This is a genomic window from Amycolatopsis sp. A133 (assembly GCF_031082405.1).
Lineage (GTDB): Bacteria > Actinomycetota > Actinomycetes > Mycobacteriales > Pseudonocardiaceae > Amycolatopsis.
Map to the genome: position 1 here is coordinate 321,478 of NZ_JAVHJU010000009.1, position 9,870 is coordinate 331,347.

General features: G+C 74.4%; 7 protein-coding genes. 5 read left to right on the plus strand and 2 right to left on the minus strand.

What is annotated here, in order from left to right; genetic code table 11:
* Positions 1 to 2 precede the first annotated feature (2 nt).
* On the plus strand, positions 3 to 935 hold the full coding sequence (gene sigJ / locus Q5425_RS13210) for an RNA polymerase sigma factor SigJ (protein ID WP_396135161.1): 933 nt from the start codon (positions 3 to 5) through the stop codon (positions 933 to 935).
* Here the strand turns inward: sigJ and Q5425_RS13215 are convergent.
* On the minus strand, positions 904 to 3,999 hold the full coding sequence (locus Q5425_RS13215; protein WP_308672479.1) for a SpvB/TcaC N-terminal domain-containing protein: 3,096 nt from the start codon (positions 3,997 to 3,999) through the stop codon (positions 904 to 906). The two genes, sigJ and Q5425_RS13215, sit on opposite strands and share 32 nt — an antisense overlap.
* A gap of 198 nt (positions 4,000 to 4,197) precedes the next feature.
* On the opposite strand from Q5425_RS13215, the gene Q5425_RS13220 reads away from it, so the two are divergent.
* The 3 genes from Q5425_RS13220 to Q5425_RS13230 are packed head-to-tail and all read left to right on the plus strand — an operon-like array spanning position 4,198 to position 6,877.
* A complete protein-coding gene (locus Q5425_RS13220) occupies positions 4,198 to 5,823 on the plus strand; it encodes a S8 family serine peptidase (protein WP_308672480.1) in 1,626 nt (541 codons plus the stop codon).
* Positions 5,820 to 6,395 carry a sigma-70 family RNA polymerase sigma factor gene (locus Q5425_RS13225; RefSeq protein ID WP_308672481.1) on the plus strand — a complete coding sequence of 192 codons (576 nt, stop codon included), beginning with the start codon at positions 5,820 to 5,822 and terminating at the stop codon, positions 6,393 to 6,395. The genes Q5425_RS13220 and Q5425_RS13225 overlap by 4 nt, the downstream gene beginning before the upstream one ends.
* Positions 6,392 to 6,877 (plus strand): hypothetical protein, encoded by a 486-nt coding sequence (locus Q5425_RS13230; protein ID WP_308672482.1) that lies wholly within the window; start codon positions 6,392 to 6,394, stop codon positions 6,875 to 6,877. The genes Q5425_RS13225 and Q5425_RS13230 overlap by 4 nt, the downstream gene beginning before the upstream one ends.
* Before the next feature lie 11 nt (positions 6,878 to 6,888).
* Here Q5425_RS13230 and Q5425_RS13235 read toward each other — a convergent pair whose 3' ends face one another.
* A complete protein-coding gene (locus Q5425_RS13235) occupies positions 6,889 to 7,176 on the minus strand; it encodes a hypothetical protein (protein ID WP_308672483.1) in 288 nt (95 codons plus the stop codon).
* 84 nt (positions 7,177 to 7,260) lie between these two features.
* Here Q5425_RS13235 and Q5425_RS13240 point away from each other — a divergent pair, with 84 nt between their 5' ends.
* The gene (locus Q5425_RS13240) at positions 7,261 to 9,807 is read left to right on the plus strand and encodes a CHAT domain-containing protein (protein WP_308672484.1); all 2,547 of its coding nucleotides are present in this window, start codon (positions 7,261 to 7,263) and stop codon (positions 9,805 to 9,807) included.
* Positions 9,808 to 9,870: the final 63 nt, after the last annotated feature.

Genomic DNA, 9,870 nt, shown 5'->3' on the forward strand with positions numbered 1-9,870 from the left:
AGGTGACATCTGGGGCTTCGCCCCAGGTCGGGGGCTCCGCCACCCGCACCCCCGCAAAAGCCGATGTCCTGGCCCGCAGCTTCGAGACCCACCGCGACCACCTGCGGTCCGTCGCCTACCGGATGCTGGGCTCGCTGAGCGAGGCCGAGGACGCCGTCCAGGAGGCGTGGCTGAAGCTGAGCCGGAGCGACTCGGCGGCCGTCGAAAACCTCGGTGGCTGGCTGACCACCGTCGTCGGGCGGGTCTGCCTCGACCTGCTGCGCTCCCGCAAGGCCCGGCGCGAGGAACCGTGGGAAGCGCTGGTGCCCGACCCGATCGTCAGCCGCGAGGACGACGGCCCCGAGCACGAGGTGCTGCTGGCGGACTCGGTCGGCCTGGCGCTGCTGGTCGTGCTCGACACGCTCACCCCGGCCGAGCGGCTGGCGTTCGTGCTGCGGGACATGTTCGCGATGCCGTTCGAGGAGATCGCCTCGATCGTCGGCCGGTCCGAGGCGGCCACCCGGCAGCTGGCGAGCCGCGCCCGGCGGCGGGTCCGGGGCGCCCCCGTCGCGCCGGACCCGGACCTCGCCCGCCAGCGCGAAGTCGTCGACGCCTTCCTGGCGGCCGCCCGCGGCGGTGACTTCGCCGCGCTGGTCTCGGTCCTCGACCCGGAAGTCGTGCTGCGCGCCGACCGCGGCCCGGCCCAGGGCGGCTCGACGGAGGTCCGCGGCGCGGCCGCCGTGGCGAACCAGGCGCTGACGTTCTCGCGGCTCGGCGCGGGCGGCGGTGTGGTGCACCGGGCGCTGGTCAACGGCGCGGCGGGCGTGGTGGCGACCCGCGCGGGCCGTCCGTTCTCGGTGCTGGGCTTCACGGTCGCGGGCGGCCGGATCGTCGAGATCGACATCCTCGCCGACCCGGACCGCCTCAGCCGGCTGGACCTGGCCGTGCTGGACTGACGACCGCGCCGGTTTCGTCGGTCACCAGCGCGATCCCGCCGTCGTCGTCGAAGTGCAGGTACCGGCGCCTGCCGTCCGCGTGCTGCCGCACCATGCCCGCGACGACGACCACCAGTTCGCCGTCTTCGATGGCGTACAGGTCGTCCGGGGACAGGACTTCGTGGATGCGCGCGCTGGCGGTGACCAGGGTGCGGACCCGGCGGCCGGTGTGGTCGTAGCTGTAGAGCGCGTTGACGCCGTCGTCGCCGTGCACCCCGCGCAGCCGGCCGAACGCGTCCCGGATTTCGCTGCCGGACGGCGTCTCCGCGGCCGGCGCGGGCTCGATTTCGCGCAGCAGCCCGCCCGGGCCGGTGAGCACGTGCCGGCCACCGGTGAAGTGTTCGCTGACGCCGTTCGCGTAGTGCACGGCGGTGCGGCGGCCGTGCAGGTCGTAGTGGACGGCGTCGACGAAGCCGGGCACGCAGACCAACCTGCCGACTTCGTCGTACTGGTGGTGCACGCTCAGCCGTCCGTCGCCGGCTTCGGGGTAGACCACTTCCGACACGCGCCCGTCGGCCCGGCGCGTCACGTCGAGCCGGTACTCGACGGCGACGTGTGCCGGGCGCCAGCGCTTTTCGGCCGGGTGGCCGTGCGCGTCGTAGCCGAACTGGGTCACGCCGCACTCGTCGGTGACGCGCACCAGGCGCCCGCAGCTGTGCGGCCCCGCCCCGAGCGGGACCCCGAGCCCGCCGTCGTGGTGGGTGAACGTGGTGACCGGCGTGCCGCGCGGGTCGTCGACCAGCACCGCGACCACCCGGCCGGCCGCGTCGTGGACGCGGAACACCGTGTGCCCGCCCGTCGTCCGCGACTCGACGACGTGGCCGGCCGCGTCCCGGACGTGCACCGCGCCGTCCGCGCCGCGCAGCTCCCGGCCGAGCAGATCGTGCAGGCCGCCTTCGCCGGGGTGGTCGTCGCGGGCTTCCGCGGCCAGGAGCCGGCCCAGTGCGTCGTAGCGGAACTCTTCCGGCGGGGGCAGCGGATCGCCGTCCCGGAACGCTCGGCTCGTGCGGCACACCAGGCCCCGCGCGCAGTACTCGTGGTGCTCGTCGACGACGTCGCCGAGCAGTTCCGCGTGCCGCCGCTCCAGCAGCCGCCCGGCGCCGTCGCGCAGCTCGGCGGTCACCAGGACCTCGGCCTCGCCGGACACCGCGCGCTGCTCGGTGGTGACGCGGGTGCCGTCGTAGCGGTACCGGACGGTCGGCAGGTCCGCCGGGTCGCCCGGCCGCACGACCGTTTCGGGACGGCCCAGCGGGTCGTGGGTCGTCGTGGTGACCGCGCCCGCCGGATCGGTCGTTTCGCACACCCGCGCCGTGCGGACGTCGTGGCGGGTGATCGTCACGTTCCCGAGCGGGTCCGTGGTCACCTCGGGGAAGCAGCGGTCGGCCGAATACCGGACCTCCCGGGTGTGCCCGAGCGGATCGGTGGTCGTCGTGCGCAGCCCGGCGACGGTGTCGAGCCGCCCGTGGAACGTCGTGGCCCACCAGCCTTCCTCGCCGGGACGGCGGTGGTAGCCGTGGTGCCGGAAATCGGGCGGCCGCGAGCCGTAGACGTCGGCGACGAGCGCGTCGGTGAGCACCAGCTCCTCCCGGGCGGTGAGGAAACCGTGCGAACCGGCGAAGCCGTCGGGCTCTTCGTCGTACCGGAAGACTCTGTCGGACAGCACTTTCCCGGTGCCGTCCAGTTCGCGGACGCGGGCGGGCAGCGCGGCGAACCGGTGTTCGGGGCCGGTCGCGTACTTCGTCCGGGTCTCGCGCACGACCGGGTCGCGGCCGGGCCGTTCGGTCGTCTCCACCTCCCGGGTGGGGTTGCCGGCCTTGTCGAAGGCCGTCTCCTTCGTGGTGACCGAAACCGGGACCGCCCGGCGCTCGAACACCGTCGTGACCGAGCGCGTCCACTGTGGACGGCGGCGGTGCTCGACGCGGCGGTACGGCCGGGCCGCTTCCGGCGACCCGTCGAGGCCGTAGGTCTCCTCCTTGTCCAGGAGCCCTTCGTCGCCGAACCAGCGCACGGTCCGCAGGGTGGGCGCGTACTCGTCGCCGAGCTCGTCCTGGACGACCCGGCCGAAGACGGGGAACCGGCTGTCGTGGTACTCGAACTGCGTCACGCCCACGTGGCCGGTGGCCGGGTCGCGCCGGGCGACCCGCCGGACGACCGGCACCGACTCGACGGTCGTGTAGTCGATCGCGGTGCGCAGGCCCAGCCCGTTGTCGATCTCGCACAGCCGTCCGGTGCGGGACAGGTCTTCGAGCGGCTGGAAGGGCACGGCGTCGAGCACGGACACCGCGCCGCCGGACCGGACCCGCGCGGCCGGCTGGACCCGCCGCGGCGGCGGCGCCTCGACGGTCGCGTAGGCCAGGCGCAGCACCGGAGCGGCCGTTTCGGCGCCGTGGGTGTCGAACCCGGTGAGCGCCACCGACGTCAGCAGGGACGCGCCGGTGACGTCGTCGGCGTCGTAGCCGAGGGTCCACCGCCGCACGAGCGGCCGCGTCGAGGCGGGCACCCGCAGGTCGATCCGCGCGCAGCGCAGCGCCGTCGTGACGAGGGTGCCGTCGCGGCCCCGGCGCAGCACGTCCGGCCGCGGCTCGTAGGTGAACTCCACTTCGTACGGACCGTAGGAAACGCGCGTGAGGTAGGACTGGCCGCTCTGGTGCGCCCAGCCGAATGCGGCGGTGGTGCCGAACGCGTCTTCGGTCTTCTCGAGGTACCAGGCGGAGCCGTCACCGGGGCCGAGGAAGTGCCGCAGCCCCGATGGGGTGGTGAGCAGGTAGCCGTCGCCGCGGCGGACGAGCTTGCCCGCCGGGCCGGGCCGCGTCCGGCCGTCGGACGGCCCGACGTGCGGCAGCGGGAGCGTGAACCCGCCGCCGTACGGGCCGTCCGGCGCGCCGGTCGTGTAGCGCAGGGCGAGCTCGGGGGCGATGCCACCGGGGCCGGGCGGCAGGTCGAGTGGCACCGTGAAGCAGCCGCCGCCGGTCGCCGGTTCCGGTGTGAAGGCTGCTTCCTGCGTGCTCGACCGGAGCACAACCATGGTGATCTCCCCGCGTGGATCCGTGACTTCCGGAGGGCCAAGTGGGTGAGGCGGGGGCGCCAGATACCTCGTCACCCGTTTGCCATCGTCGTTATGCGTTCGTGACGTCGGGGTCGTATCCCGGTAGCGGCTGACGGGTCTTTCCCGGTGCCGTTGGTGATCAGTGGCGGGGGCAGAGGCAGCAGGAGGGTGGACCCGATGGTGGTCAGGTTCGTACGGGACGAGACCGCGGAAGCGGCGACGGAGGACGCGAGCACGCTCAACGAGCTCCCGGCCCCGCCCAGGCAGTTGCTCGACCGGCACGGCGCGCGCGTGCTCGACCCGGCAACGGCCGTCGTCGCGGCCGGGCAGCCGGCCCCGCGCACGACCGTCTACCGGCCGGGCGTGTTCCTCATCCCGCAGCGGTACCTCCGCGACCAGCAGACCCTGGGCGCGATCAACGGCGTCCTGGCCCGGATCGGCCTCTACGCCGATCCGGCCGGCGGCGACCCGAAGGAGACGGCCCGCTCCCGGCAGCTCGACGAGCTACCCGTCCGGGTCCTGCTGCACGTCCGCGAAGACGCCGACCCGGTGGTGGTCGACTGCTGGAAAGCGCTCCAGCTGCTGCGGTCGGCCGCGTCGGGCGAGCGGCCCGAGCTCGATCCCGAGGTGGTCGCGCGGATCTCGCCGGAGCACCTGCTGTTCACCACGCCGGTGTTCGGCGGGGTGCCGTGGGAGACCAGCGGCCTCGGTGGCACGCCGTGGGAGACCAGCGGGTTCGGTGCGGGCAGCTCCTACGGGCGCACCCGCGGCGCCAACCGGATCCCGGTGACGCTGGCCGCGGCCCCGCCCTACCGCAGCGAGAAGCCCGAGCACCGGCGGCCGGTGATCGCCGTGCTGGACACCGGCATCGGCCCGCACCCGTGGTTCGGGCTGGCCGACCGCAGCGGCCCGCCGCCCGCCGGCTCCGGGCTCGCCGTCGCGCCGGGCATCCAGGCCGCGATCCTGCAGGCCGAACTCGCGTCCGGCACGACGCTGCCCACCCAGCTGCTCTCCGACTACTGGGACGCCCCGACGACCGGCCAGCCGCTGATCGGCGACGTCGACACCGACACCGGGCACGGCCTGTTCATCGCCGGCATCGTCCGGCAGGCCTGCCCCGAAGCCGACACCCTCGCGATCCGCGTGGTGCACAGCGACGGCGTCGCCTACGAAGCCGACGTGCTGCTCGCGCTGCACCTGCTGGCCGACCGCGTCCGGGCCGCGCAGGCGGAGAACCGGACCGACGACATGGTCGACATCGTCTCGCTGTCGCTGGGCTACTACGAGGAGAACCCGGCCGACATCGCCTACACCGGCCAGTTCGGTGCGGCCGTCGCGGACCTGCTGGGCCTCGGCGTGCTCGTCGTCGCCGCCGCGGGCAACGACGCCACCACGCGCCGGTTCTACCCGGCGGCCTTCGCCGACCAGCCGCTCGGCGGCGGCAGCGGCCCGCAGGTGATCAGCGTCGGCGCGCTCAACCCCGACGTCACCGCCAGCAAGGCGCTGTTCTCCAACGAAGGCCCGTGGGTGCGGGCGTGGGCGACCGGCGCCGGCGTCGTCAGCACCTACCCGACCGACGTCCGCGGCACCGCGGCCGCCGACCACGAGGTGCCCGGCTACGGCCGCAACTCGTTCGACCCCGACGACTACAGCGCCGGCTTCGCGGTCTGGGACGGGACGTCGTTCGCCGCGCCGCTCGCCGCCGCCGAGCTCGGCAAGGCCCTGCTGCAGTCCGGGGACCTGGCCACGGTCGACCGCGAAACCGTCGTCAAGCGCGCCTGGACCGCGCTGAACTCGCTGTGAACGTGGCCAAGACCGACCACGGCCGCGTGGCGGCCCTGTTCGACGCCGCGCGGGAGGGCGACCGCGCGGCGCTGGACGAGCTGGTCACCCTGCTCACGCCGTTGCTCTGGCAGGTGGCGCGCGACCAGGGACTCGACGCCGACTCGGCGGCCGACGTCGTGCAGACGGCGTGGCTGCGGCTGCTCGGCTCGTTCGCGGAGATCCGCTCGCCGGTCGCGCTGACCGGGTGGCTGATCACCGTCACCAAGCGGGAGGCCTGGCGCACGGGGGAAAAGCGCCAGGTCGAGCGGCCGCTGCCGGAGCTCCCGGAGCGGCTTTCCGAAGCATCGCCGGCACCCGAGGAGGGGGTGCTGCGCGAGGACCAGCGCGTGCGGTTGTGGCGCGCGGTCGACAACCTGCCCGAACGCTGCCGCAGCCTGCTGCGGATCGTGGCGTTCGTGCACCGGCCGGACTACGCCGAAATCGGCGCCCGGCTGGGCATGCCGAGGGGGAGTATCGGCCCGACCAGGGGACGCTGCCTCGCGCGCCTGCGCGAGCAGCTACTCGCCAACGGCGAAGGAGATTGGCTGTGACCACCGTCGAACCACCAGGTGCTGACGAGCCCTTGGACGAGCTCGACCTCCGGCTGCTGGCCGGCGTGCGCGAGCTGTGGGAAGACGCCGACCCGATGCCCGCCACGCTGGTGGACCAGATCCGGTTCGCCATCCAGCTGGAGGACGTCGACCTCGAGGTGATGCGGATCCGCGAACAGGAGGGCCTCGCGGTCGCCCGCAGCGCGGCCGAACAGGGCAGGCTCATCACGTTCGACAGCGAGAGCTTGACGATCATGGTGAACGTGAGCCCGGAGCCCGGCGGCACGATCCGCCTGGACGGCTGGCTGACGCCCCCGGCCGAGCACCCGATCGAGGTCCGCACGAGCTCCGGCCCGCTGACGACGACCTCGGACGCCGAAGGCCGGTTCGCCGTCGGCGGGGTGCCGCACGGGATGGTCCAGGTCCTGGTCCGCACGGTCGGTCGCGCGAGGACGGTGAGCACCCCGGCGATCGAACTCTGACGCGGGTCGGGTCACCGCTCGGTGAGGTCCTCCGCGGGCCACCGCTCGAGGAACGCGCCGAAAGCGTCGTCGATGAGCACGCCCCGCGGGGTGGGCTCGTCCCAGGGGCCGAGGTGGTCGACAAAGGCGTCGACCAGCACCCCGAGCACGGCTTCCTGCTGGGCGAGCGTCGGTTTCGCCTGCGTTCGCAGCGCGGCCAGCAGGTCCGGGGCCCGGTCGCCGAGCAGTTCCACGATGATGCCGCGGAACCGACCGGGCAGTGCCCCGATGACCGGCGGCACGGGGAATTCGCTCACCATGGTGCTGCAGTCTGCAAGAACTGCCTGATACCTCTGACACGGAGGTACGATCCGGGGCGTCCTTCCCCGGCCGAAAGGCAGCCCGTGGTCGCGTCCCCGAAGGTCGAAGATCGGGTCCGCGACCTGCACCGGCGTGCCGTCGCCGCGACCAACGACGGTCAGCCCGTGGTCGGCGGGCGCCTGATCCGCTCCGCCGCGCGGCTCTTGGGCCTGCCCGCCACGAAACCGCCGCCCGGCTGGCCGGCGTGGCCCGACCTCGCGACGCGGGTGCTCGGCACCTACGCGGCCGTCGAAACCGCGCTGGGCAACAGCGCCCGCGGGCTGGCGCTGCTCGACGAGGCCGATGCGCTCGTGTCGGACGCCGGGCGCGGGATCCTGCGGCAGCAACGCGGGCTCGTGCTCATCCTGATCGGCCGGATGGACGAAGCCCTGGTGTGCTTCGACGAGGCCATTCCGCTGCTGCAGCAGGCCGGCGAGTTCGTCGTGCTCGCCAGGACGCTGCTCAACCGCGCGATGCTGCACCAGTACGCCGGGCGCGTCCGGCTCGCGCTCGCCGACCTCGACCAGTGTGAGCAGATCGGCGCCGGCCACCCCGAAGAAGAGGGCCTGGCCCGGATCTTCGCCAAGGCCGCGCACGGCCGCGGCCAGGCGCGGGTGCTCACCGGCGACATCCCGGGTGCCCTGCGCGACTTCGACGCGGCGAGCGGGTTCTACGCCGAGCAGAGCGTCGGGATGCTGCCGGTGCTGGCCGTCGACAAGGCGCGGGCGCTGCTGGCCGCCGGGCTGCCCCACGAAGCCGCCGCCGAACTTGACGCGGCGCTGGAGCAGTTCCCGCGGCTGCGGATGAACCAGGAACACGCCGAGGCCGAGCTGACCAGGGCCTTGGCGGCGCTGGCGAGCGGTGACCCGGCGGCCGCGCGCGGCTGGGCCGGGCGGGCCGAACGCCGGTTTCGCCGCCGGAGCAACGAAACCTGGGCCGCGGTGGCGCAGCTGACCGTGCTGCGCGCGGATTTCGCGGCCGGGCGGCGGATCGCCCGGGTCTCCGCGGAAGCGACCGCACTGGCGGACCGGCTCACCGGGCTGGGCCTGCGCAACGACGCGGAGATCGCGGCCCTGCTGGCCGCGCGGGCCCGGATCGCGCTGGGTGACCTGGACGGCGCCCGCGCCGGGATCGCCCCCCGCGACCGCCGGACCGCGCCGCTGGAAAACCGCCTGGTGCGGCGGCTCGCGCTGGCCGAACTCGGGGCCGCGAGCGGCCACCGGCGCGTGACCTTCGCGAACGCGCGGGCCGGGCTGACGCAGCTGGAGCGGCACCGCAGCCGGTTCGGCAGCGTCGACCTGCAGACCGGGACGACGTCGCTGGGCAAGGAGCTCGCCGACGCGGGTCTCTCCGCCGCACTCGCGCAGCGCTCGCCGGGGGTGGTGTTCCGCTGGCTCGACCGCTCGCGCGCCCAGGCGTTCCGGTTCCGGCCGGTGCGTCCGCCGTCGCACCCGGAGACCGTCGACGCCGTCGCCGAGCTGCGGTTCCTCTCGATGCAGATCCGCGCGGGCGAGCTGGCCGGGAAGCCGGACGTCCAGGCCGTGAAGCGCTGTGCCGCACTGGAACGGGAGATCCGCGCGAAGGGCTGGCAGGCCGAAGGGGCCGCCGTCGACCATTCGGAGGCGAAGCTGCGCGAGATCGGCGACGAACTCGCGGCGACCGGCAGCGCGATGGTGTGCTTCCTCGCCGACCGCGGCGCGTTGTGCGCGCAGGTGATCGCGAACCACCGGGTGGCGCTGATCGAGCTCGGCCCGGCGTCGGCGGTGGCGGAGCCGGTCGCGCGGCTGCACAGCGACCTCGACGCGTTGTGCGGGCGCCAGCTGCCGCCGCAGCTGGACCGGGTCATCCGCCGTTCGGTGCGCACGCAGGTCACCGCGCTGGACGCGATCCTGCTGGCGCCGCTGGCTCCCCGGCTCGGCGACCTGGACGTCGTCGTCGTGCCGACCGGTGCGCTTTCGGCGATCCCGTGGGGGCTGCTGCCGACGTTGCACGGGCGCCCGGTGACGGTCACGCCGTCGTCGTCGGCCTGGCTCGACGCGGGCCGCCGGGCCCGCCGGGCGACCGGGGCGCCGCTGCTCGTCGCGGGCTCCGACCTGACCCACGCGGAGGCGGAGGTCGCGCGGCTGGCGCCGCTGTACCCGGACGCCGAGGTGCTGACCGGCCCGGACGCGACGGTCGCGGCCACGCTCAAGGCGTTCGACGGCTGCCGCCTGGCCCACTTCGCCGCGCACGGCCACCACGAGCGGGAGAACGTGCTCTTCTCGCGGCTCAACCTGGCCGACGGGCCGTTGATGGCCTACGACGTCCAGCAGCTGGCGACGGCGCCGGAGCAGGTGGTGCTGTCGTCGTGCGACGTCGGCCAGGCGGTGGTCCGCGCGGGCGACGAGGTCCTCGGCTTCACGGCGGCGCTGCTCTACGGCGGGAGCCGCACGGTGGTTTCGAGCGTGGCGCGGGTCGACGACCGCACCGCGGGCGGCGTGATGCTGGCGTTCCACCAGGCCCTCGCGGTGGGCACGCCCCCGGCGCGAGCCCTGGCGGACGCGGCCAAGGCGGAACCCCTGATGCCGTTCGTCTGCTTCGGCCGCAGCTGACCTGCCCAAGCGCCCCAATGTGGCGTTCGGTGCGTCAGACGCACCCAAAGACCCCTTGGGGCG